General features: G+C 68.8%; 18 protein-coding genes. 15 read left to right on the plus strand and 3 right to left on the minus strand.

The genetic code is table 11. The features are described from left to right. Positions 1–80: 80 nt before the first annotated feature. The 10 genes from J8M51_RS18260 (at position 81) to J8M51_RS18305 (ending at position 13069) form a co-directional block, all read left to right on the plus strand. Positions 81–2348, plus strand: coding sequence for an ABC transporter family substrate-binding protein (locus tag J8M51_RS18260; RefSeq protein ID WP_086760714.1), 2268 nt, complete (start codon positions 81–83; stop codon positions 2346–2348). Positions 2349–2723: 375 nt separating this feature from the next. Next, positions 2724–3086, plus strand: coding sequence for a hypothetical protein (locus J8M51_RS18265; protein ID WP_143673349.1), 363 nt, complete (start codon positions 2724–2726; stop codon positions 3084–3086). A gap of 208 nt (positions 3087–3294) precedes the next feature. Next, a complete protein-coding gene (gene typA / locus J8M51_RS18270) occupies positions 3295–5211 on the plus strand; it encodes a translational GTPase TypA (RefSeq protein WP_086760718.1) in 1917 nt (638 codons plus the stop codon). A 415-nt stretch (positions 5212–5626) separates the two neighbouring features. Beyond that, positions 5627–6667, plus strand: a complete 1041-nt coding sequence (locus J8M51_RS18275) for an ABC transporter permease (protein WP_086760720.1) — start codon at positions 5627–5629, stop codon at positions 6665–6667. 105 nt (positions 6668–6772) lie between these two features. Next, complete coding sequence (locus J8M51_RS18280; protein ID WP_086760722.1) at positions 6773–8575, plus strand: ABC transporter substrate-binding protein; 1803 nt, start codon at positions 6773–6775, stop codon at positions 8573–8575. A 126-nt stretch (positions 8576–8701) separates the two neighbouring features. Next, positions 8702–9679, plus strand: coding sequence for an ABC transporter permease (locus J8M51_RS18285; protein ID WP_086760724.1), 978 nt, complete (start codon positions 8702–8704; stop codon positions 9677–9679). Between the two features lie 10 nt (positions 9680–9689). Beyond that, positions 9690–10751, plus strand: coding sequence for an ABC transporter ATP-binding protein (locus J8M51_RS18290; RefSeq protein ID WP_086760728.1), 1062 nt, complete (start codon positions 9690–9692; stop codon positions 10749–10751). 14 nt (positions 10752–10765) lie between these two features. Then, a complete protein-coding gene (locus J8M51_RS18295; RefSeq protein ID WP_086760726.1) occupies positions 10766–11908 on the plus strand; it encodes an ABC transporter ATP-binding protein in 1143 nt (380 codons plus the stop codon). 88 nt (positions 11909–11996) lie between these two features. Next, a complete protein-coding gene (locus J8M51_RS18300) occupies positions 11997–12689 on the plus strand; it encodes an HAD-IA family hydrolase (RefSeq protein ID WP_267299319.1) in 693 nt (230 codons plus the stop codon). Next, complete coding sequence (locus J8M51_RS18305) at positions 12686–13069, plus strand: VOC family protein (protein ID WP_216588210.1); 384 nt, start codon at positions 12686–12688, stop codon at positions 13067–13069. The genes J8M51_RS18300 and J8M51_RS18305 overlap by 4 nt, the downstream gene beginning before the upstream one ends. A 38-nt stretch (positions 13070–13107) precedes the next feature. On the opposite strand, the gene J8M51_RS18310 is transcribed toward J8M51_RS18305, so the two are convergent. From J8M51_RS18310 to J8M51_RS18320, 3 genes are all read right to left on the minus strand, one after another. Next, complete coding sequence (locus tag J8M51_RS18310; RefSeq protein ID WP_086759379.1) at positions 13108–14091, minus strand: ABC transporter permease; 984 nt, start codon at positions 14089–14091, stop codon at positions 13108–13110. Between the two features lie 32 nt (positions 14092–14123). Beyond that, positions 14124–15914, minus strand: a complete 1791-nt coding sequence (locus J8M51_RS18315) for an ABC transporter substrate-binding protein (RefSeq protein ID WP_086759377.1) — start codon at positions 15912–15914, stop codon at positions 14124–14126. A gap of 68 nt (positions 15915–15982) precedes the next feature. After that, positions 15983–16984 carry an ABC transporter permease gene (locus J8M51_RS18320; RefSeq protein WP_086759376.1) on the minus strand — a complete coding sequence of 334 codons (1002 nt, stop codon included), beginning with the start codon at positions 16982–16984 and terminating at the stop codon, positions 15983–15985. Positions 16985–17414: 430 nt separating this feature from the next. On the opposite strand from J8M51_RS18320, the gene J8M51_RS18325 reads away from it, so the two are divergent. From J8M51_RS18325 to J8M51_RS18345, 5 genes are all read left to right on the plus strand, one after another. Next, entirely contained in the window at positions 17415–19061 is a 1647-nt protein-coding gene (locus J8M51_RS18325) for a peptide ABC transporter substrate-binding protein (protein ID WP_086759459.1), read from the plus strand. A 6-nt stretch (positions 19062–19067) separates the two neighbouring features. Further along, positions 19068–19991, plus strand: a complete 924-nt coding sequence (locus J8M51_RS18330) for an ABC transporter permease (protein WP_086759461.1) — start codon at positions 19068–19070, stop codon at positions 19989–19991. Beyond that, a complete protein-coding gene (locus tag J8M51_RS18335) occupies positions 19984–21012 on the plus strand; it encodes an ABC transporter permease (RefSeq protein WP_216590317.1) in 1029 nt (342 codons plus the stop codon). The genes J8M51_RS18330 and J8M51_RS18335 overlap by 8 nt, the downstream gene beginning before the upstream one ends. A gap of 200 nt (positions 21013–21212) precedes the next feature. After that, entirely contained in the window at positions 21213–22208 is a 996-nt protein-coding gene (locus J8M51_RS18340) for an ABC transporter ATP-binding protein (RefSeq protein ID WP_086754984.1), read from the plus strand. Beyond that, entirely contained in the window at positions 22189–23340 is a 1152-nt protein-coding gene (locus J8M51_RS18345) for an ABC transporter ATP-binding protein (protein WP_086754983.1), read from the plus strand. The genes J8M51_RS18340 and J8M51_RS18345 overlap by 20 nt, the downstream gene beginning before the upstream one ends. Positions 23341–23468 lie beyond the last annotated feature (128 nt).

Raw genomic sequence — 23468 nt, forward strand, 5'->3', positions numbered from 1 at the left:
ATCAGCTCCATATACGGCCGAACGTGATCAGAGCCACCCCCGTCCCCGTTCTCCCACCGCGGAGCGAGGAGGTCGCAGTGATGCCGATTCCCCACGACCGCGATCGACACGACCGCGTACGACCGCGCGCCGCGCGCCGCTCCCTGGCGTTCCTGGCCGCCGGTGTGCTCACGATGCCCCTGCTGAGCGGGTGCGGCGAGGAGGACCCGGCGGGCCGGCCCGCCGCCGAGCAGGACATCGCGCCCGCCGCGCGGAACCTCGTCGCCGACGGCGGCACCCTGCGCTGGGCCGTGGACGCCGTACCGGAGACCCTGAACACCTTCCAGGCGGACGCCGACCCGGCCACGTCACGGATCGCGGGCGCCGTACTGCCGTCGATGTACCGCCTCGACACCAGCGGACGCCCCCAGCTGAACTCCGACTACGTGGAGTCCGCGGAGGTCGTCGAGCGCGAGCCCCGGCAGGTCGTCCTCTACAAGCTCAACCAGGAAGCGGTGTGGAGCGACGGGCGGGAGATCGGCGCCGCCGACTTCGTCGCGCAGTGGCGGGCCCTGTCCGGCAAGGACTCCGCGTACTGGACGGCCCGGAACGCCGGCTACGAGCGCATCGAGAAGATCGAACGCGGCGACAACGACCTGGAGGTCCGGGTCACCTTCGCCCGTCCGTACGCCGACTGGAAGTCGCTGTTCTCGCCGCTGTACCCGAAGCAGGTCATGGGCACGCCCGACTCCTTCAACGACGGCGCCCGCAAGAAGCTCAAGGTCACCGCCGGTCCGTTCGCGCTGAAGGAGATCGACCGCGAGGGCGGCGAGGTCACGCTCGCCCGCAACCCCCGCTGGTGGGGCCGCAGCGCCAAGCTCTCCCAGCTGGTGCTGCGTGCCGTGCCGCGCGCCGAACGGGCGAAGGCGCTGGCCGAGGGCAAGGTCGACATCGCCGAGATCGACTCTTCGCAGGCCGAGCGGATCATGCTCGCCGCCCCCGGGAAGAAGAAGTCGCAGGGCGCCGGCCCGCTCTCGCAGAGCAGCCCCCTCGCCCACGAGGGCAGTCCCGCGCACGGCCCCGACTCCGGTCTGACCCCCGCGAAGTCGCTGCGGTCCTGGGCCATCGCCCACGGCTCGGACGAGGAGGCCGCGGACGACGAGACCGGCGCCCGGAAGAAGCGGCGCGAGGCGCTCGCCGCGTACACCGCCGAGCAGTCCGCGCTGCGCGGCTTCGCCGTCCGCCGTTCCCTGGAGCCCGCCTTCACCCAGCTCGCCCTGAACGGCTCCGAGGGCCCCCTCTCCGACGAGCGCGTCCGCCGCGCGGTGGCCCGTGCCATCGACCGGGAGAAGCTCGCCGCGCTCGTCCTCAAGCCCCTCGGCCTGCCCGCCGAACCCGTCGGCAGCCACCTCGCCCTCGCCGGGCAGGCGGCCTACGCCGACAACAGCGGCGCTCTCGGCGGCCAGGACACCGACGAGGCCCGCGCCCTCCTCGCCGACGCCGGCTGGGAGAAGGGCGGCCCCCTCAAGCCCGCCGCTGAGGGCAAGAAGGCCGCCGGCGCCGAGGGGGACGAGGACGCGAAGAAGGACCAGAAGAAGGACGAGAAGGGCGGCGGGGAACGCTCCGGCGACGCCGGGGACGAGGGCACGTACATCGTCGGGGACGACAACAAGCCCTACGACGCCGACGAGAACCTCGCCCAGGACGGCAAGCAGTTCAAGCCGGGCAGTGCGCCCGGCGCGTACGCCCCTCGGGGGACGCGGGCGCCCGCCGACGCCGCGCGGGGGCCGCTCGCCAAGAACGGCAAGCTGCTGACGCTGCGGTTCGTGCTGCCGGCCGGGCCGGGCACCGAGTCGCTGCGGGCCGTCGGGCAGCGGATCGCGGTCATGCTGGACCGCGTCGGGATCCGTACGGAGATCACCAAGGTCGCCGACGAGAGCTACTTCAAGGACCACATCGCGAACGGGCAGTACGACCTCGCGCTGTACTCCTGGCCGACCTCCGCGTATCCCGCCACCGACGCCCGGCCGATCTACGCCAAGCCGGTGCCCGCCGCCGACGGCTCGCTGAGCGTCGAGCAGAACTACACGCGGGTCGGCACGGACCGGGTTGACCAGCTCTTCGACCAGGCCGTCGCCACCCTCGACGAGTCCGAGACCCGCTCCCTGATCCGCAAGGCCGACGCCCGCATCTGGGCCGCCGCCGGGTCCATCCCGCTCTACCAGCGGCCTCAGCTCGTCGCCGCCCGCACCACCCTCGCGAACGCCGGCGCCTTCGGCTTCCAGACCCCGGTCTACGAGGACATGGGCTTCCTGAAGAAGGGCGCGAAGGGCCCGGCCCGGCCGACGGGGAGCCCCACGGCGAAGTAGGAGATCACGCCCCGGAGAGCTCGGCCGCCGCCGCCCGTGTCCACGCGGGCGGCGGCGGCCGTACGGGGAGGGGAAGGCCCGGGCGGGACACGGATCGGTACGGCGGAGCCGCGCGGCGGTCGCGCCGGCGGCGGTGCCGGCGATGGTGGCGGTGGGCGCGACGGCCTGCACGGGTGGGTCCGGTGACGGGGCCCCTGGGACGGCGGGCGCGCACGGGCCGCGTCGTCCTGCGCGACCGGCGAGTACGCCTGGTCCGGGGTCCGGCACCGGACGCAGCTGACGGCACTGGGCGAGCCGGTCACCTTCGCGGAGGGGACGGACTCCTACGAGACCCGGCTGGAGCCGCTGGACACGGAAACGGCCCACCGGCCCACGGTGACCGGTGCGCCCCGAGGGGTGGCTCCGGGCCGGGTGATCGAGGCGCTGGGCGCTCATCTGGAGGTGGACGAGCCGCTCGCGGGCCCGGACGAGGAAGAGGTGCCCGAGGAGACGGCCTTCGGCCGGCATGCGGGGGAGCTCGAAGGCGCGTACTACCTCTGGCGGCAGATCGGGTTCGTCGACGCCGACTTCGCCTGCACCTGCGGGGACGCCGAGCCGGTGCGCGGCCATGTCCGCACCTGGGAGACGGTCGGCCAGGGGTTCCTGTCCTGCGAGGTGTCGCCGGACGGCGCGGCCGGGCGGGTCGCGGCCGAGAAGTCGTGTCCGGCCGGTTCGCGGGCGGCGGCCGAGGAGGTCTGAGTCACACACCGGGGGTTGCTGAGCCGTTCCGGGGCTGGTCCCGGGCCTGTTCCGGGCCGGTCCCCGGCGGCCCGGGGAGCCCTTGCCCTCGCGGCCCCGTACCATGGGGTGAGGCCGTGGCGTGTCCAGCCCGGCAGGGTCCGCGCGACAGATGTCAGCACAGACGTCATCGCGGGCCGTCCGCACACTCCGGGAGAAGCGCCTCACTATGGCTGTGACCGAAACGCGTCACGACATCCGCAACGTCGCCATCGTCGCCCACGTCGACCACGGCAAGACCACTCTGGTCGACGCCATGCTCAAGCAGGCCGGTGCCTTCGCCGCGCACGCCGCCGAGTCGCTCGACGACCGCATGATGGACTCGAACGACCTGGAGCGTGAGAAGGGCATCACGATCCTCGCCAAGAACACGGCGGTGAAGTACCACCCGAAGGATGGCGGCGACGTCATCACCATCAACATCATCGACACCCCCGGCCACGCCGACTTCGGCGGTGAGGTCGAGCGCGGTCTGTCGATGGTCGACGCGGTGGTCCTGCTCGTCGACGCCTCCGAGGGCCCGCTGCCGCAGACCCGCTTCGTGCTCCGCAAGGCGCTCCAGCAGCGCCTGCCGGTCATCCTGTGCATCAACAAGACGGACCGCGCGGACTCACGCATCGACGAGGTCGTCAACGAGACCTACGACCTCTTCCTCGACCTCGACGCCGACGAGGACCAGATCGAGTTCCCCATCGTCTACGCGTGTGCGCGTGACGGTGTCGCCTCGCTGACCAAGCCGGAGGACGGCACCGTCCCGGCCGACAGCAACAGCCTGGAGCCGTTCTTCTCCACGATCCTGTCGCACGTCCCGGCCCCGTCGTACGACGCGGAGGCCCCGCTCCAGGCGCACGTCACCAACCTGGACGCCGACAACTTCCTGGGCCGTATCGCGCTGCTCCGCGTCGAGCAGGGCGAGCTGCGCAAGGGCCAGACCGTCACCTGGATCAAGCGCGACGGCACCATGTCCAACGTCCGCATCACCGAGCTGATGATGACCGAGGCGCTCACCCGCAAGCCCGCCGAGGTGGCCGGCCCCGGTGACATCTGCGCCGTCGCCGGTATCCCGGACATCATGATCGGCGAGACCCTCGCCGACACCGAGAACCCGATCGCGCTGCCGCTGATCACGGTCGACGAGCCGGCGATCTCGATGACCATCGGTACGAACACCTCGCCGCTGGTCGGCCGCGGTGGCACCGGCAAGGGCGCGGAGAACAAGGCCGCGGTCAAGGACCGCAAGGTCACCGCCCGCCAGGTCAAGGACCGCCTCGACCGTGAGCTGGTCGGTAACGTCAGCCTCCGGGTCATCGACACCGAGCGTCCCGACGCCTGGGAGGTGCAGGGCCGTGGTGAGCTGGCGCTCGCCATCCTGGTCGAGCAGATGCGCCGCGAGGGCTTCGAGCTGACCATCGGCAAGCCGCAGGTCGTCACCAAGGACGTCGACGGCAAGACGTACGAGCCCGTCGAGCGCATGACGATCGACGTGCCCGAGGAGCACATGGGCGCGGTCACGCAGCTCATGGGCGTCCGCAAGGGCCGGATGGACAACATGTCGAACCACGGCTCCGGCTGGGTCCGCATGGAGTTCGTCGTGCCGTCCCGCGGTCTCATCGGGTTCCGTACGGAGTTCCTGACCGGCACGCGCGGCACGGGCATCGCCCACTCCATCCACGAGGGCCACGAGCCGTGGTTCGGCACCCTGACGACCCGTAACAACGGCTCGCTCGTCGCCGACCGCTCCGGCGCCGTCACCGCGTTCGCGATGACGAATCTCCAGGAGCGCGGTGTGCTGTTCACGGACCCCGGCACCGAGGTGTACGAGGGCATGATCGTCGGTGAGAACTCGCGTTCCGACGACATGGACGTGAACATCACCAAGGAGAAGAAGCTCACGAACATGCGGTCTTCCTCGGCCGACTCGTTCGAGGCGATCGTCCCGCCGCGCAAGCTCTCCCTGGAGCAGTCCCTGGAGTTCTGCCGCGACGACGAGTGCGTCGAGGTGACCCCGGAGGCCGTGCGCATTCGCAAGGTCAACCTGGACGGCCGCGAGCGCGCGCGGGCCGCGAGCCGCGCCAAGCACGGCTGATCATCCCGCCGTACGTCTGACGTTCCGTCAACTGCCGTCTGTGAAGCCCCGGTTCTCCGTTCCTTGGAGGGCCGGGCTTCCGGCCTGCCCGTATCGGGGCGAATCCACCGCTCGGCCGGCTGTCTGGGAGCTGTGAAGGGCTGTTCGGATATCGGTGACCCGGCGATCAAGTTTCGGACATGTAAACAAAAATCGTACCCTGAATGTCCGCTTCGCCGGTTTCACTTGTTGCCTGTCAAGCGCGACCAGGTGTCAATCTTTGCAATTTTTGCTCAAAATATGGACGGTAGGGAGATCCCTATGCCTTCCGCCCTTGACGCGCGTTGACCCATTTGGCGAAAGTTCCCCCAAACCACAGAACCTGCCGGTAACTGTGCTGCGCTCAACTCTCCAACCCCCCGGGGGAAGAACAGACATGACCAGTCCAACCAAGGCCGAGGGCTCCGGGTCCGCGGTCGCCTTGGACCCCGAGCTCGAGACGACCGACGAGGTCGCCAAGGGCGAGAAGAAGCTTGAGGGTCGTTCCCCCGGGCAGTTGATGTGGCAACGGTTCAAGCGTGACCGTACGGGAGTCATCTCCGCGTGCGTAGTGATTTTCTTCTTCGTCATCGCCGCGCTCGCGCCGGTGATCTCGAGTCTGTACGGCAAGAACCCGTACACGCTGTACGCGCAGGAGCCGGACTTCCCGTTCCTGCTCGACGACTTCGCGATGCCCACCGGCTCCTACGGCGGCATCTCCAGTGACTTCTGGTTCGGTGTCGAGCCGAAGCTGGGCCGCGATGTGCTCACGATGCTGCTGTACGGCATGCGCACCTCGCTGTACATGGCGGTCATCGTCACCCTGTTCAGCGTGATCACCGGCGTCCTCATCGGCATGATCGGCGGCTACTTCGGCGGTCGTGTCGACTACTGGGTGGGCCGGATCACCGACTTCTTCCTGGGCTTCCCCCAGCAGCTGTTCTTCATCGCCTTCATGCCGGTCGTCACCGCGCTGTTCGTCGACCCGCGCGACGAGACGCCGACCTACCTGCGGGCCGTGGCCATCGTCCTGGTGATGTGGTTCCTCGGCTGGATGGGCCTCGCCCGTCTGGTGCGCAGCTCGGTGCTCTCGCTGCGTGAGCGCGAGTTCGTGGAGGCGGCCAAGGTGTCCGGGGCCTCGCCCTGGCGCATCGTGCGCAAGGAGATCCTGCCGAACATCGTCACCCCGATCCTGGTGCAGGGCACGTACATCCTGCCCAGCACGATCCTCTCCATCGCCTTCCTCTCGTACGTCGGCGTCGGCTTCCCCGAGCCCACCCCCGACTGGGGGCGCATGTTCGCCCTCGCCGCCAAGGTCTACGAGCAGGACCCGATGTTCATGTTCTTCCCAGGCGTGGCGATGGTCGTCTTCGTGCTCTGCTTCAACCTTCTCGGCGACTCCGTCCGGGACGCATTCGACCCCAAGACCGGACGGTAATCGTCCATTGGTGGGTGGGGGGACTGCCACCCCCGATCCGGGTTCAGGCCCGGGCCGTCAGGCAGTACTCGTGGACAACAATCGACAGGTAGGTGCATAGGCATCATGAAGCCCATCAGAAACCGCACCACGCGCGCCGTGGCTGTGGCGCTCGTGGCCGGCTCGCTGGCGCTCGCCGGCTGCTCGGACAACGGCAAGAGCAACACGAAGGACACGTCCAAGTCCAAGGACGACGCCGCCGAGCAGTCGAAGCCTGTCGCCTACGGCGACGCCGCCGCCTCCACCGGTCCGGCCGAGGAAGTCAAGGGTGCCAAGCCCGGCGGTGTCATCAACGTCTACCAGCAGTCGGACATCACCCACCTGGACCCGGGCCAGATCTACGTCTCCGACGCCGGTCAGCTCGCCAACCTGATCCACCGCGGTCTGACCAACTACCAGGAGGACGACAAGGGCAACCTGACCGTCGTCGGTGACATCGCCACCGACTCCGGCACGTCCTCCGACGGCGGCAAGACCTGGACGTACACGCTCAAGGACGGCATCAAGGACGAGGACGGCAACGCCATCACCTCGGCCGACGTCCGCCACACCATCGAGCGTCAGTACTCCAAGGTCATCTTCGACGGCCCGACGTACATCCAGAGCTGGCTGTCGGGCTCCGACTACCGCAAGAAGCTGCCGGACGGCCCGTACAAGGGCAAGCACCTGCCGGACTCCGTCCTGGAGACCCCGGACGCCAAGACGGTCGTCTTCCACTTCGACCAGCCGCGCCCGGACCTGCCGCAGGCCCTCGCCATGGCCGGCTACGCCATCGTGCCCGAGAAGCAGGACACGAAGGAGAAGTACGACAAGGCCCCGGCCTCGCTCGGCCCCTACAAGATCTCCGAGCTCAAGGCCGGCAAGTCGCTGACCCTGGTCAAGAACGACCAGTGGGACCCGAAGACGGACGTGGTGCGCCACCAGTACGTCGACGGCTTCAACTTCACCAACACCATCGACCAGGCCAGCCAGACCAAGCGTCTGATCGCCGACCAGGGCGACGCCAAGAACGCCATGCAGTTCACGGACTCCGTGGACCCGGCGCAGATGTCGACGGTCATCGGCAACGCCGCGACGAAGAAGCGCACCATCCAGGGCTACCAGCCCTACGTGTGGCAGCTGACCTTCAACCTCGACGCCGCCGCCGTCAAGGACAAGAAGGTCCGCGACGCGATCACCTACGCGCTCCCGTCGCAGGCCATGGTCCAGGCCGACGGTGGCCGCTACGGCGGTGAGGTCGCCGGTGGTCTGATGGCGCCGACCCTGCCGGGCTACGACGCGTCCTACGACCCGTTCGGCAAGCAGAAGAAGCCCAACGGTGACCTGGACAAGGCCAAGGCGCTGCTGAAGGAGGCGGGTGTCAAGGAGGGCACGAAGCTCAGCTACGCCTACTCCAACACCCCGCGCGGCCAGGCCCAGCAGGTGATCATCAAGGACGCGCTGGCCAAGATCGGCTTCGACGTCCAGGCCAAGGAGATCGACCGGGCCAGCTTCTACGAGCAGGTCGGCAAGCTGGACAACCCGTACGACATCTACATGACCGGCTGGGGCCAGGACTGGTCCTCCCCGTCCACGGTCATCACCCCGGTCTACGACGGCACCCTGGTCGCCGACGGTGGCTCGAACTACTCCCACATCAAGGACGACAAGGTCGACGCCCTCATCAAGAAGGCGCTGACCGAGGAGCCCGAGGCCGCGGCCAAGACGTGGGAAGAGGCTCACCACCGCATCGTGGAGGAGATCAACCCGGCCGCCCCGGTCTACTACTCGAAGCAGATCCAGCTCTTCGGATCGAACATCGGTGGTGCCCGGTACAGCACGGAGTCGAGCTACATCGACATCAACGACGTGTTCCTGAAGCAGCCGTAACCCGGCTGTCCGGCCAGTCCGGTCATACCGGCTGATCCGCGGGGGTGTGCGCCAGGCGGAGCGCACCCCCGCGGTCGGTTCCACCCCCTCCGACCGCCGCGTTTTCGAAGAGAGCATCCACCCGCCATGCTTCAGTTCCTCATCCGCAGGCTGATCGGCGCCGTCGTCATCATGTTCCTGATCGGCGCGTTCACGTTCTTCCTGTTCTATACGATCCCCCAAGACTTCGCGCAGCTGTCCTGCGGCAAGAACTGCTCCCCCGAGAACATCGCGGTCATCAGAGAGAACCTCGGCCTCGACAAGCCCATCACCACGCAGTTCTGGGAGTTCATGTCCGGCATCGTGGTCGGCCGTGACTTCGCGGTGGGGCACTGCTCCGCACCCTGCCTGGGTGTGTCCTTCCAGAGCGGTGACTTCGTCTGGGACTCCATCGTCGACAGCTTCCCGCTCACTCTGTCGCTGACCATCGGTGGTCTGGTCATCTTCCTGGTGCTGGGCCTCGGCGCCGGTCTGCTCGCCGCCTGGAAGCGCGGCACCGCCGTGGACAAGGCCGTCAGCGGTGCCTCGATGGTGCTCAGCTCGTTCCAGATCTACTTCCTCGGCCCGATCGTCCTCGGCATCTTCGTCTACAGCACCGGCTGGATGGAGAGCCCCAAGTACGTGCCGATCACCGAGGACCCGGTGGGGTGGTTCATGGGTCTGCTGATCCCGTGGGCCGTGATGGCGACCATCTTCACTGCCCAGTACACGCGTATGGCCCGCTCGACCATGATCGAGCAGCTCTCGGAGGAGCACGTCCGCACGGCCCGCGCGAAGGGCATGAAGCAGCGGTACGTATTCTTCCGTTATGCCTGGCGTGGTTCACTCATTCCGATCGTCACCATCATCGGCATGGACCTGAGTGCGCTGCTGTCCGGCGCCGTGGTCACGGAGTTCACCTTCGACCTGGCCGGCCTCGGACGTCTCTCGGTCGACTCGTCGCTCGGCAAGGACATCCCGGCGACCATGGGCGTGATGCTGTTCGGCGCCTTCTTCATCCTGATGCTGAACATCATCGTGGACATCGCCTACGCCTACATCGACCCGCGCGTGCGCCTCAGCTAGGAGAATGACCGTGACCACTCTGACCAAGACCGAAGGCGAGAAGGCCCCGACCGGGCCCGAGGCCTTCCTCTCGGTCCGCGACCTGCGGGTGCGGTTCTCCACCGAGGACGGCATAGTCAAGGCCGTCGACGGGCTCTCCTTCGACGTCGAGCGCGGCAAGACGCTGGGCATCGTGGGTGAGTCGGGCTCCGGCAAGTCCGTGACCAACCTGACCGTCCTCGGTCTGCACAACCCGAAGACCACCACCGTCGAGGGCGAGATCGTCCTCGACGGCAAGGAACTCGTCACCGCCAAGGAGAAGGAGCTGGAGCAGCTCCGCGGCAACAAGGTGGCGATGATCTTCCAGGACCCGCTGACGGCGCTCTCGCCGTACTACACGGTGGGCCGGCAGATCGCGGAGCCGTTCATGAAGCACACCGGCGCCTCCAAGAAGGAGGCCCGGCGGCGGGCGATCGAGATGCTGGCCAAGGTCGGCATCCCGCACCCGCAGACGCGGGTGGACGACTACCCGCACCAGTTCTCCGGCGGTATGCGCCAGCGCGCCATGATCGCCATGGCGCTGGTCTGCGACCCCGACCTGCTGATCGCGGACGAGCCGACCACCGCGCTCGACGTGACCGTGCAGGCGCAGATCCTGGACCTGCTCAAGGACCTCCAGCAGGAGTTCGGCTCCGCGATCATCTTCATCACCCATGACCTCGGTGTCATCTCCGACATGGCCGACGACCTGCTGGTGATGTACTCGGGCCGGGCCGTGGAGCGCGGCAGCGTCCGTGAGGTGCTGCGCAACCCCACGCACCCCTACACCTGGGGTCTGCTCAGCTCGATGCCCCGCCTCGGCGGCGACACCGCGCAGGCGCTCACGCCGATCCCCGGCTCCCCGCCCAGCCTGCTCAACCCGCCCAGCGGCTGCCCGTTCCACCCGCGCTGCGCGTTCACCGGTGAGGTCACCGGCAACCGCTGCAGCACGGAGCGGCCGTCGCTCGGCGAGGGGCGTGCCTCCGCCTGCCACCTGACGGCGGACGAGAAGCAGACCATCTTCATCGACAAGATCCAGCCCCGGCTGCGCTAGGGAGAACCGAGATCATGAGTGACAACCTCACCCTCCCCGCACAGCAGGGCTCCAAGGACACCGCGGCCGAAACGCTTCTCAGGGTCGAGGGCCTGACGAAACACTTCCCCATCTACGGCGGCTTCCCGATCAAACGCAAGGTCGGTGCGGTTCAGGCGGTGGACGGCATCGACCTGACCGTCGGCGTCGGCGAGAGCGTCGGCCTCGTCGGTGAGTCCGGCTGCGGCAAGTCGACCACCGGCCGGCTGATCACGCGTCTGATGGAGCCGACCAGCGGCAAGATCACCTACAAGGACCAGGACATCACCCACGCCTCGCGCAAGCAGCTGGCGCCGGTGCGGTCCGAGATCCAGATGATCTTCCAGGACCCGTACTCCTCCCTCAACCCGCGGCAGACGGTCGGCACGATCATCAAGTCGCCGATGGAGGTCAACGGGATCAACCCCGAGGGCGGCCGGGAGCACAAGGTCCGCGAGCTGCTGGAGCTGGTCGGTCTCAACCCCGAGCACTACAACCGCTTCCCGCACGAGTTCTCCGGCGGTCAGCGCCAGCGCATCGGGGTCGCCCGCGCGCTCGCCCTGAACCCGAAGCTGATCGTCGCGGACGAGCCGGTCTCGGCGCTGGACGTGTCGATCCAGGCGCAGGTCGTCAACCTGCTCCAGAAGGTCCAGGACGAACTGGGCATCGCGTTCCTGTTCATCGCCCACGACCTGGCCATCGTCCGGCACTTCTCGAAGCGTGTCGCGGTCATGTACCTCGGCAAGATCGTCGAGGTCGCCGACCGTGACTCGCTCTACAACCGGCCGCGTCACCCGTACACGCACGCCCTGCTGTCGGCGGTGCCCGAGGTCGCCATCGACGACGAGGTGGAGGTGAAGGAGCGGATCCGGCTCGCCGGTGACGTCCCCTCGCCGATCGCGCCGCCGTCCGGCTGCCGCTTCCGTACGCGCTGCTGGAAGGCCCAGGACAAGTGCGCCTCCGAGGAGCCGCCGCTGGTCCAGCTCTCCGGCAGCCTGGACGGCCACCTGACCGCCTGCCACTTCCCGGAGGACCCGACGACCGAGGCACGCGCCGAGGACGTCGTCCTGGACCCGGCGCTCAAGGCGCTGGAGGACAGCGCGCCGGAAGGCTCCGCGGCGCCGGTGAGCAAGGACTGACCGGACGCTTTCCCGCTTGCTGCAGGGCCTGTCACACGACAGGCCCTGCAGCGTTTCGAGTCTCGACGACGGGTGACGGGGGCGACGGGTGGCAGTGGACGGTGCGTCGGCCGCCGCGGTGCTGTTCGACGTCGACGGTGTGCTGATCGACACCGCCGACGCGCACGGACGGGTCTGGCGGGCATGGGCGCGGGCGCGAGGGCTGGACCCCGAGGCCGTGTTCCGGGCCACGCAGGGGCGGCGGCGGGCGGACATCCTGCGGCTGCTGGCGCCGGAGCGCGATCCGGCGGAGGAACACCGGGCCCTGGACCGGCTGATGGCGGCCGAGGAGCCCGGCTTCCGGGCCTTCGACGGGGCCGCCGGGCTGCTGCGCGCGCTGCCGCCCGGCCGCTGGGCCGTCGTCACCTCCAGCCGCGCCGGGCCGACCGCCGCACGGCTCGCCCGTACCGGGCTCGTCGTGCCCGAGGTGCGCGTCTGCGCGGAGGACGTCACCGAGGGCAAGCCGTCGCCCGAGGGCTACCTGGCCGCCGCCGCGCGCCTCGGCGCCGACCCGGCCCGGTGCCTGGTCGTCGAGGACGCGCCGGCGGGCGTCGCGGCGGGGCTTGCGGCAGGCTGCAGGGTGTACGCGGTGGCCTCCACCCACCCGCCGGACGAACTCCGGGACGCCCACGCCTGGTTCGGGTCCTTGGCGGACGCGGCGGAGGCGATCCTGCGACACATGCGCGGCGCACGACGGACGGGGCGGGTACGCCCCCATCGATCTCAGGGAGACACCGGTTGAGCCCCGCCCACCCGAGCATCCACAGCATCACCTTCGACTGCGCCGGCGACCCGTACGACGTCGCCCTGTTCTGGAGCGAGTTGCTCGGCCGGCCGTTGGCCGACGACGACAAGCCCGGGGACCCGGAGGCGCTGATCGCGGACCCGGCGGGCGGGCCGCGGTTGCTGTTCGTGCGGGTGCCCGAGGGCAAGTCGGTGAAGAACCGCGTCCACTTCGACCTCAGGCCGCACGGCCGCACCCGCGCCGAGGAGGTCGAGCGGGCGCTCGGGCTGGGCGCCCGGGTGGTCGCCGACCGCACCCGCCCCGACGGCGGGGGCTGGGTGCTCATGGCCGACCCCGAGGGGAACGAGTTCTGTGTGGAGCGGGGGGAGGCGGGCTGACCCCGGAGGACCGCCCGCCCCGCCCCGGCCCTCCGTTCCTACGCCAGCCGCACCCGCGGATCGATCAGCGCGTACACCGCGTCCACCACGATGTTCGCGAGCACGATCGCGGTGGCCGCGACCAGGACCACCCCGAGCAGCAGGGGCAGGTCGTTGTCGCGGACGGCCTTGATGGAGAGGGCGCCGATGCCGTGGAGACCGAAGGTCTCCTCGGTGATGATGGCGCCGCCCAGGAGGTAGCCGAGGTCGAGGCCGAGGATGGTGACGATGGGGCCCATGGCGCCGCGCCAGGCGTACCGGAAGAAGACCGTGGAGCGGGACATGCCCTTGGCGCGGGCCGTACGGACGTAGTCCTCGGCGAGGGTCTCGACCAGCTGGGAGCGGGTCATCCTCGTGTAGTTGGCGGTGAAGATGATCGCCAGGACCAGCCAGGGCAGGAGCAGGCCCTTGAACCAGCCCAGCGGGTCCTGGGAGAAGCCGACCGCGTCGGAGGGGCGGGGGAGCAGGCCCCACTGGTCGGAGAGGTAGTACATGGCCACCACGCCGACGATGTAGATCTGCAGGGACGAGCCGACCAGGGAGGCCGAGGACGCGATCTTGTCCAGGGGGCGGCCCTGCGCCACCGCCGCGATCATGCCGGTGCCCACCCCGAACACCACGAAGACGACCGTGCTGCCGAGGGCGAGGGAGAGCGTGGTCGGGAAACGGTCGGTGATCAGACCGAGGACCGGTTCGTGGTTGGTGAAGGAGTAGCCGAGGCAGGGGGCCGGGCAGTGACCGAGCCCCGTGTAGTCCCGGCCGGCGAAGACCCCCGCGAGCCAGTGCCAGTACTGGACGGGGAGCGGATCGTCGATGCCGAGGTTGTGCCGGACCAGGGCGAGGGTCTGCGGGGTGCAGAGCTTGCCGCAGGCCGTGCGGGCGGGGTCGCGCGGGGCGACGTAGAAGAGGAGGAACGTGATGGCGCTGATGATCAGCAGGATCAGCAGCGCGCTCAGCGTCCGGCGTGCGATGAAGCGGAGCATGGCGGTTCGGTCTCCGGTCCCGGTCCCGTGCCTCAGGCCTTGGCGTACAGCTTGTAGACGATGAACGCCGAGAACAGCGGGTCGAACTGGGCACCGCCGACCTTGGAGCCGTAGAGGTAATAACGCCGCTGGTAGGTCTCCGGGATGATCGGCGCCTCCTTGGCCATGATCTCCTTGTCCAGCGCCGCCCAGGCGGCCTCCTCCTTCGCGGTGTCCGTGATGGTGGTGTTCTTCTTGATCGCCGCGTTGACCCAACTCACGTTCAGCTGAGAGACGTTGGGGGCGTTGTCGGCGATCGTGGTGCCGTCGAAGAGGGGCTGGATGAGGGTGTACGCGGCGGGCCAGTCCGGGGACCAGCCGTACCACATCACATCGAACTGGTTGTCGATCTGGCCGACCTGGTCGTAGTAGCTCGTCGACTCCACCGGCTTCACGACCGGATCGAAGCCCGCCTCCTTCAGGGCGTTGGCGATGACGACCTTGGTCTTGTCGTAGGCGTCGTTGGCGCCCTGCGGATAGGTGTAGACGATCTTCTGGCCGAGCTTGCCGGCCTCCTTCAGCAGGGACTTCGCCTTCGCCGTGTCGCCGCGCGGGTCCTTCAGCTTGCCGTAGGTGTCGAACTTCACCCGGCCCGCGATGTCCGGGCTGAGGATGGTCGTCGCGTAGTCACCGGCCGACGGGCCGCCGTAGATGGAGCGGATCTGCTCCAGCGGCCAAGCGTAGTTGAGTGCCTGGCGGACCCGGACGTCCTTGATGCGGCGGCAGTTGATCGCGTAGTAGTACAGGCCGGTCAGCAGGCCGTCGATCGTGCGGGACTCCAGGGCCGAGTCGCTGATCACCTTCTGGATGCGCTCGGCGGGCACCCCGCTGTAGGCCATCACCGCGTACTCGTCGGTCCCGGAGTCGGCGATCAGCCGGTCGGTGGCCTGGAGGGACTCCGGGCCGAACTCGAAGACGACGGAGTCCGGGTAGGCGTTGCGGATCGGGTCCGTCGCCGGGTCCCAGTGGGTGTTGCGCACCAGGGTCAGGGACTTGTCGACCGAGTGCTGCCGGATCCGGTACGGGCCGCAGGAGACCGGGTCCTTGTCGTACTTCTCCTTGGTGTCGTGCTTGACCGGCACGGCCCCGTAGGAGTGCATCGCCAGCGCCCAGTTGAGGTCGGGGCGGGCCGTCTTCAGGTGGAAGGTGACGGTCTTCTTCGCGGTGTCCGTGACGACGGAGGAGAGGTGCTTGCCGCCGTACGGGCCCTTGTAGAGCTTGCGGAAGTCGTTCGAGCCGGTCAGCCAGGTCTGGACGTAGGTGGCGCCCTCGGTGGTGAAGCTCGCGAAGCCGCGCTCGATGCCGTGGCGTACGTCGTCGACGGTCAGCTCGCTGCCGTCCTCCCACTTCAGGCCGTCCTTGAGGGTGAACGTCCAGGTCCTGCCGTCGTCGGACATGGTTCCGGAGTCGGTGGCGAGGTCGCCGACGAGCTTCATCGAGCCGTCGGCCGCGATCTTGTAGCCGGTGAGACAGCGGACGTAGAGGTTCGCGACCGTGGAGTTCCAGGCGAAGTAGATCCGCTGCGGGTCGAGGTGGGAGAAGTCGTCCGGGCCGATCGGGTGGATCGTGCCGCCCTTGCGCGCGCCCGTGATCTCCGGCGCGGGGCCGGTGGAGTCCGCCGCGGTGCCCACCTTGACCTTGGAGTACGTGGCGGCGGAGCCGGAGGCCGCGCCGCCCCCCGCCGCACCGCCCCCTCCTCCGCTGCTGCACGCGCTGAGGAGCAGGGAGCCGCCGGCGGTGGCGACCGAGCTCGCGATGACGAAGTTTCTGCGGGAGATCGACATGGGTGTCCTGCCTGAATCAGGGAGAGGGAGGCCTCCGTCGGTGGAGGCGGGGCCTTCTTGAAGGGGGCTCAGCGTCTGGTCTTCGGGTCCAGCGCGTCGCGGACCGAGTCGCCGAGGAGGTTGAAGGCGATCACGAAGATCACCATCGAGAGGCCGGGGAAGAGCATGTACGTGATGTCGCTCTGGTAGACCTGCGCGCCGCGCTGGATCATCACGCCCCAGTCGGGGGTGGGGTCGCTCAGCCCCACGCCGAGGAAGGCGAGGGCCGCCTCCGTGGTGACGTACATGGGCAGCGCGAGGGTCGCCTGGATGAGGACCGGCGTCCACAGGTTCGGCAGCAGCTCCCGGAAGACGATCCGGGCGGGGGAGGCGCCGGTGACCTTCGCCGCCTCCACGAACTCCCGCTCGCGCAGGGCCAGCACCTCGCCGCGCAGCAGCCGGGCGATGGGGGCCCAGCCGAACGCCGTCATCACCGAGATCAGGCTCACCACCGTGAGCCAGGTCGGGGTGTTCTCGTCCGGCGGGACCAGGATCGAGATCATGACCGGCCACATCGCGATGAAGAACAGCGTGGACGGGAAGGCCAGCAGAATGTCGACGATCCGGCCCACCACGCTGTCGATCCGGCCCCCGAGATAGCCCGCCGTCACCCCGACCACGATGCCGAGCGCCGTGACCAGCAGGGTCGTCACCGTGGCGATCAGCAGGGAGTTGCGGATGCCGTAGAGGAGGAGGGTGAAGACGTCCCGGCCGAGCTGCGGCTCGACGCCGAACCAGAAGTCGCCGCTCACGCCGCCGTTCGGCGCGACGGGGAAGCCGAACTGGTTCAGCAGGCCCGGCCGGTTCTGCCCGTACGTCGTGTACGGGTCCTTGCCGTAGACCTTCGCGATCAGCGGGGCGGCGATCGCGGTGGCGAAGAACAGCAGAACGACGTACGCCGACACGACTCCGGCGCGGTCCCGGCGGAATCGCCGCCAGGCGATACGGCCGGGGGAGCTGGTGCCGCCGGTTCGGGGCGGGGTGGGTGCCGTCTCGAGAGGGGCGGCGGTGAGTGTTGACGAGGTCCCCATGACGTGACCTTTCAACCGGTTCCGGTGGTGGGTCAATGCGTTCGAGGAGACCTTGACCAAGGCGAGGGGGATTGCCGAACCGGCTCTTACTGGGGCGAACGTCTTCTCTTACCGGCTCTTCGGGGTGGAGGCGCGGGAGGGGGTGGGGTGCGGGGTTCGTGGGCGGGTGCAGGTCCGGTGGGGCTTCTCGCGCAGTTCCCCGCGCCCCTAGAAGACCAGGCCCCTGCGGGCCTGAAAGTCGACCGGCGGCGGGCCTGAAAAGCACGGGGCGCAGCCCCTGCTTTTCAGGGGCGCGGGGAACTGCGCGAGGAGCCCCACCCGCCCGCACCCGACAACGCACCCCATACGGCCCCCCAAATGTGCGATATGCGGCAAACGCGTCGATATTGTCCGGTAACAAGAACATCGCGCAGGTACGAGGAGGCACCCCATGCGTGGAGCCACGCACGCCCGATGGATCGCCGGCGCGGCGGCGGTCGCTCTTGCCGCGACCGCCTGCGGAGGCGGGGACGACAACGACGGCAGCAGCAGCGGCAGCGGTGACAGCGGCGCGGTGCTCAGCTCCTCCTGGGGCGACCCGCAGAACCCGCTGGAGCCGGCCAACACCAACGAGGTGCAGGGCGGCAAGGTGCTGTCGATGATCTTCCGGGGACTGAAGCAGTACGACCCGAAGACCGGCGAGGCCGAGGACATGCTCGCCGAGGACATCGAGACGAGCGACTCGCAGAACTTCACCGTCACCGTCAAGGACGGCTGGACCTTCAGCAACGGCGAGAAGGTCACCGCCAAGTCCTTCGTGGACGCCTGGAACTACGGGGCCAGCCTGGAGAACAACCAGAAGAACGCGTACTTCTTCGAGTACATCCAGGGCTACGACAAGACGCACCCGGACGACGGCAGCAAGCAGACGGCCGACACCCTCTCCGGGCTGAAGGTCACCGGCGAGAACACCTTCACCGTCAAGCTCACCCAGAAGTTCTCGACCTTCCCCGACACCCTCGGCTACAACGCCTACGCCCCGCTGCCGCAGTCGTTCTTCACCGACCACGACGCCTGGCTCGCCAAGCCCGTCGGCAACGGCCCGTACGCCGTCGACTCCTACACCAAGGGCTCACAGCTCAGCCTGCGCAAGTGGGACGACTACCCCGGTGACGACAAGGCACAGAACGGCGGGGTGGACCTGAAGGTCTACACCGACAACAACACCGCCTACACCGACCTGATGGCCGGCAACCTCGACCTCGTCGACGACGTGCCCGCCGCCCAGCTGAAGAACGTGCAGGCGGACCTCGGCGACCGGTACATCAACACCCCGGCCGGCATCATCCAGACCCTGTCCTTCCCGTTCTACGACGAGGACTGGAACAAGGAGGGCTCGGAGAAGGTCCGCGAGGGGCTCTCCCGGGCGATCGACCGCGACCAGATCACCGACACCATCTTCCAGAAGACCCGCACCCCCGCCACCGACTGGACCTCCCCGGTGCTCGGCGAGGAGGGCGGCTTCAAGGAAGGCCTGTGCGGTGACGCCTGCGAGTACGACGCGGACGCGGCCAAGAAGCTGGTCCAGGAGGGCGGCGGCCTTCCCGGCGGCCAGGTCAAGATCACGTACAACGCGGACACCGGCTCCCACAAGCAGTGGGTGGACGCCGTCTGCAACTCCATCAACAACGCCCTCGACAACGACAAGGCGTGCGTCGGCAACCCGGTCGGCACCTTCGCCGACTTCCGCAACCAGATCACCGACCGCAAGATGAGCGGCCCGTTCCGCGCCGGCTGGCAGATGGACTACCCGCTGATCCAGAACTTCCTGCAGCCGCTGTACTACACCAACGCCTCCTCCAACGACGGCAAGTGGTCCAACGCCGACTTCGACAAGCTCGTCGACGAGGCCAACGCCGAGTCGGACACGGCGAAGGCGGTGGAGACCTTCCAGCAGGCCGAGGAGGTCGTCCGGGACAACATGGCCGCCATCCCGCTCTGGTACCAGAACGGCAGCGCCGGTTACTCCGAGCGGCTCTCCGACGTCTCCCTGAACCCGTTCAGCGTGCCCGTGTACGACCAGATCAAGGTCAGCTGACCTCCCGTGGGACGGTACGTCGTCCGGCGCCTGCTCCAGATGATCCCGGTCTTCGTGGGCGCCACCCTCCTGATCTTCCTGATGGTGAACGTGATGGGCGACCCCATCGCGGGCCTCTGCGGCGACCGGGAGTGCGATCCGGCGACGGCCGCCCAGCTGCGCCACGAGTTCGGCCTCGACGAGCCCGTGTGGCAGCAGTACCTGACCTACATGGGCAACGTCTTCACCGGCGACTTCGGCACCGCGTTCAACGGGCAGGAGGTCACCGAGCTGATGGCCTCCGCCTTCCCGGTCACCATCCGGCTGACGATCGTCGCGATCCTCTTCGAGATCGTCATCGGCATCACCCTCGGTGTCGTCACCGGGCTGCGGCGCGGCCGGCCCGTCGACACCGGGGCGCTGGTGGTCACCCTGGTCGTCATCTCCGTCCCCACCTTCGTCACCGGACTGCTGCTCCAGCTGCTGCTGGGCGTGGAGTGGGGCTGGATCCGGCCGTCCGTCTCCTCCGAGGCGCCCTTCGACGAGCTGATCGTCCCGGGGCTCGTCCTCGCCTCCGTCTCCCTCGCCTACGTCACCCGGCTGACCCGGACGTCCATCGCGGAGAACACCCGCGCCGACTACGTCCGCACCGCCGTCGCCAAGGGCCTGCCCCGCCACCGGGTGATCCGCAAACACCTGCTGCGGAACTCGCTGATCCCCGTGGTCACCTTCATCGGCACCGACATCGGCGCGCTGATGGGCGGCGCCATCGTCACCGAGCGGATCTTCAACATCCACGGCGTCGGCTACCAGCTCTACCAGGGCATCCTCCGCCAGAACACCCAGACCGTCGTCGGCTTCGTGACCGTCCTCGTCCTGGTGTTCCTGATCGCCAACCTGCTCGTCGACCTCCTCTACGCCGTACTCGACCCGAGGATCCGCTATGCCTGAGCCGCAGCCCGAGGAGCCGCACGTCTCCGGCGGCCAGCGCGTCACCGAGGACGGGGTGATCGCCGCGACGGGGCAGGACGGCACGATGGACCTCGCCACCACCGAGGGGGAGACCCTGGAGAAGCGCCTGGGCGACCCGGTCAACGGCACCCCGGTCAACGGCGACCCCACCGACAAGGCCCGCAGCCTCTGGTCCGACGCCTGGCGCGATCTGCGCCGCAACCCCGTCTTCATCATCTCGGCGCTGGTGATCCTCTTCCTGGTCGTCATCTCCCTCTGGCCGTCGCTGATCGCCTCCGGCAACCCGCTCAAGTGCGACCTGTCCAAGGCCCAGGAGGGCGCGCAGCCCGGCCATCCGTTCGGCTTCGACGGCCAGGGCTGCGATGTGTACACCCGGACCGTCTACGGGGCCCGGATCTCCATCGCGGTCGGTGTCTGCGCCACGCTCGGGGTCGCGCTCCTCGGGTCGGTGCTCGGCGGGCTGGCCGGGTTCTTCGGGGGGTACTCGGACTCGTTCCTGTCCCGGATCACCGATGTCTTCTTCGCGATCCCCGTGGTCCTGGGCGGACTGGTGCTGCTGTCCGTGGTCACCAGCAACTCCATCTGGCCGGTGATCGGCTTCATGGTGCTGCTGGGCTGGCCGCAGATCTCCCGTATCGCCCGCGGCTCGGTCATCACCGCGAAGCAGAACGACTACGTCCAGGCCGCCCGCGCCCTCGGCGCCTCCAACTCCCGCATGCTGCTGCGCCACATCGCCCCGAACGCGGTCGCCCCCGTCATCGTGGTCGCCACCATCGCGCTCGGCACGTACATCGCCCTGGAGGCGACCCTGTCGTACCTGGGGGTCGGCCTGAAGCCGCCGAGCGTCTCCTGGGGCATCGACATCTCCGCCGCCTCGCCGTACATCCGCAACGCCCCGCACGCGCTGCTGTGGCCCTCGGGCGCCCTCGCGATCACCGTGCTGGCGTTCATCATGCTCGGCGACGCGGTGCGCGACGCCCTCGACCCAAAGCTGAGGTGAGCGCGGTCATGGTGCCGGGTGCGCGAGTGCGGTGGACGGGACGGGTGAGCCGGGGCGGGGGCAGGGGCGGCCGAGGGAGTGGGTGGGCGTACGCGCCGCCGCGGGCCCCGGGGGCTGCGGCGCTCATCGATCCGGCCCTGACCATGCGCGGCGACGCGGTGCGCGGCGCCTCCGATCCGAAGTCGAGGTGAGCCGCCGCCATGCTGCTCGAAGTACGTGATCTGCACGTGGAGTTCCGGACCCGGGACGGGGTCGCCAAGGCGGTCAACGGGGTCGACTACGGCGTGGACGAGGGGCAGACGCTGGCCGTGCTCGGCGAGTCCGGCTCCGGGAAGTCGGTCACCGCGCAGGCGATCATGGGCATCCTCGACATGCCGCCCGGGAGGATCACCGGCGGCGAGATCCTCTTCAAGGGCCAGGACCTGCTGAAGCTCAAGGAGGAGGAGCGGAGGAAGATCCGGGGTGCCGAGATGGCGATGATCTTCCAGGACGCGCTGTCCTCCCTCAACCCGGTGCTCTCCGTCGGCGACCAGCTCGGCGAGATGTTCGTCGTCCACCGGGGCATGTCGCGCAAGGACGCCCGCGCCAGGGCCGTCGAGCTGATGGACCGGGTCCGTATCCCGGGCGCCAAGGAGCGGGTACGGGACTATCCGCACCAGTTCTCCGGCGGGATGCGCCAGCGCATCATGATCGCCATGGCGCTGGCCCTGGAACCCGCGCTGATCATCGCCGACGAACCGACGACCGCGCTGGACGTCACCGTCCAGGCCCAGGTCATGGACCTGCTGGCGGAACTCCAGCGGGAACTGCGGATGGGCCTCGTCCTCATCACCCACGACCTCGGGGTCGTCGCGGACGTCGCCGACCGCATCGCCGTGATGTACGCGGGCCGGATCGTCGAGTCCGCCCCCGTCCACGACATCTACAAGGCGCCCGCCCACCCGTACACCCGCGGCCTGCTCGACTCGATCCCGCGGCTGGACCAGAAGGGCCAGGAGCTGTACGCGATCAAGGGCCTGCCGCCCAATCTGATGAACATCCCGCCCGGCTGCGCCTTCAACCCCCGCTGCCCGATGGCCCGCGACGTGTGCCGGACCGACGTACCCCCGCTGTACGACGTGGAACCGGCGGACGGGATCCGGATGAGCGCCTGCCACTTCTGGAGGGAGTGCCTCGATGGCCGAGTCGACAGTTGAGGCGGTGGAGTCGGCCGGATCAAGTGGTGAGCCGATCCTTGAGGTCAGTGGACTGGTCAAGCACTTCCCCCTGACTCAGGGCATTCTGTTCAAGAAGCAGGTCGGCGCCGTCAAGGCTGTCGACGGTGTGGACTTCACGCTCAACATGGGCGAGACCCTCGGCATCGTCGGGGAGTCGGGCTGCGGCAAATCAACGGTCGCCAAGATGCTGGTCCATCTCGAACGGCCGACGGCCGGGGCGATCAAGTACAAGGGCGAGGACATCACCAAGCTCTCCGGCAAGGCCCTCAAGACCGTCCGCCGCAACATCCAGATGGTCTTCCAGGACCCGTACACCTCCCTCAACCCCCGGATGACGGTGGGCGACATCATCGGGGAGCCGTACGACATCCACCCCGAGGTCGCGCCCAAGGGCGACCGCCGCCGCCGGGTGCAGGAACTGCTCGACGTGGTCGGCCTCAACCCGGAGTACATCAACCGCTATCCGCACCAGTTCTCCGGCGGCCAGCGCCAGCGCATCGGTATCGCACGGGGGCTGGCGCTGCGCCCCGAGATCATCGTCGCCGACGAACCCGTCTCCGCCCTCGACGTCTCCGTCCAGGCCCAGGTCATCAATCTGCTGGACCGGCTGCAGAGCGAGTTCGGACTGAGTTACGTGTTCATCGCGCACGACCTGTCGATCGTGCGGCACATCTCCGACCGGGTCGGGGTGATGTACCTCGGGCGGATCGTGGAGATCGGCCGCGACGCCGAGATCTACGACCACCCGACGCACCCCTACACCCAGGCGCTGCTGTCCGCCGTGCCCGTCCCGGACCCCGAGGCGCGCGAGCACCGGGAGCGGATCATCCTCTTCGGGGACGTGCCCTCGCCGACGAACATCCCGTCCGGGTGCCGCTTCCGCACCCGGTGCTGGAAGGCCCAGGAGCGCTGCGCGCTGGAGGTGCCGCTGCTCGCGGTCCCGGCGGAGTTCCGGCTCACCACGGGGCCGGCGGCCCATGACTCGGCCTGCCACTTCGCGGAGGAGAAGCAGGTGGTGCCACCGGAGGAGCCGACCGGGAAGTCGCCGGGGGAGCCGACAGGGGAGCCGCCGGCAAAGTCGCCGGACGATCATACGGATGGGACGGAATAAGCCCACAAATGCGCACCAACCGCGTTAACACGCAGGCAACTTGACTGTCGTCGTTCCGATATACGGACGCGCGAATCTACTACGCGTACGGCCGTGCGGGTGCCGTAAACGGGCCGGGGCTCGCCATG

The sequence above is a fragment of the Streptomyces griseiscabiei genome (genome assembly GCF_020010925.1).
Classification (GTDB): Bacteria; Actinomycetota; Actinomycetes; order Streptomycetales; family Streptomycetaceae; genus Streptomyces; species Streptomyces griseiscabiei.

What these genes read in the sequence shown, in the direction of transcription:
- J8M51_RS18295 (WP_086760726.1), top strand. Translation starts at nt 10,766, where the DNA reads ATGAGTGACAACCTCACCCTCCCCGCACAGCAGGGCTCCAAGGACACC.
- J8M51_RS18275 (WP_086760720.1), top strand. Translation starts at nt 5,627, where the DNA reads ATGACCAGTCCAACCAAGGCCGAGGGCTCCGGGTCCGCGGTCGCCTTG.
- J8M51_RS18260 (WP_086760714.1), top strand. Translation starts at nt 81, where the DNA reads ATGCCGATTCCCCACGACCGCGATCGACACGACCGCGTACGACCGCGC.
- J8M51_RS18285 (WP_086760724.1), top strand. Translation starts at nt 8,702, where the DNA reads ATGCTTCAGTTCCTCATCCGCAGGCTGATCGGCGCCGTCGTCATCATG.
- J8M51_RS18340 (WP_086754984.1), top strand. Translation starts at nt 21,213, where the DNA reads ATGCTGCTCGAAGTACGTGATCTGCACGTGGAGTTCCGGACCCGGGAC.
- J8M51_RS18315 (WP_086759377.1), bottom strand. Translation starts at nt 15,914, where the DNA reads ATGTCGATCTCCCGCAGAAACTTCGTCATCGCGAGCTCGGTCGCCACC.
- J8M51_RS18280 (WP_086760722.1), top strand. Translation starts at nt 6,773, where the DNA reads ATGAAGCCCATCAGAAACCGCACCACGCGCGCCGTGGCTGTGGCGCTC.
- J8M51_RS18320 (WP_086759376.1), bottom strand. Translation starts at nt 16,984, where the DNA reads ATGGGGACCTCGTCAACACTCACCGCCGCCCCTCTCGAGACGGCACCC.
- J8M51_RS18325 (WP_086759459.1), top strand. Translation starts at nt 17,415, where the DNA reads ATGCGTGGAGCCACGCACGCCCGATGGATCGCCGGCGCGGCGGCGGTC.
- J8M51_RS18310 (WP_086759379.1), bottom strand. Translation starts at nt 14,091, where the DNA reads ATGCTCCGCTTCATCGCACGCCGGACGCTGAGCGCGCTGCTGATCCTG.
- typA (WP_086760718.1), top strand. Translation starts at nt 3,295, where the DNA reads ATGGCTGTGACCGAAACGCGTCACGACATCCGCAACGTCGCCATCGTC.
- J8M51_RS18335 (WP_216590317.1), top strand. Translation starts at nt 19,984, where the DNA reads ATGCCTGAGCCGCAGCCCGAGGAGCCGCACGTCTCCGGCGGCCAGCGC.
- J8M51_RS18345 (WP_086754983.1), top strand. Translation starts at nt 22,189, where the DNA reads ATGGCCGAGTCGACAGTTGAGGCGGTGGAGTCGGCCGGATCAAGTGGT.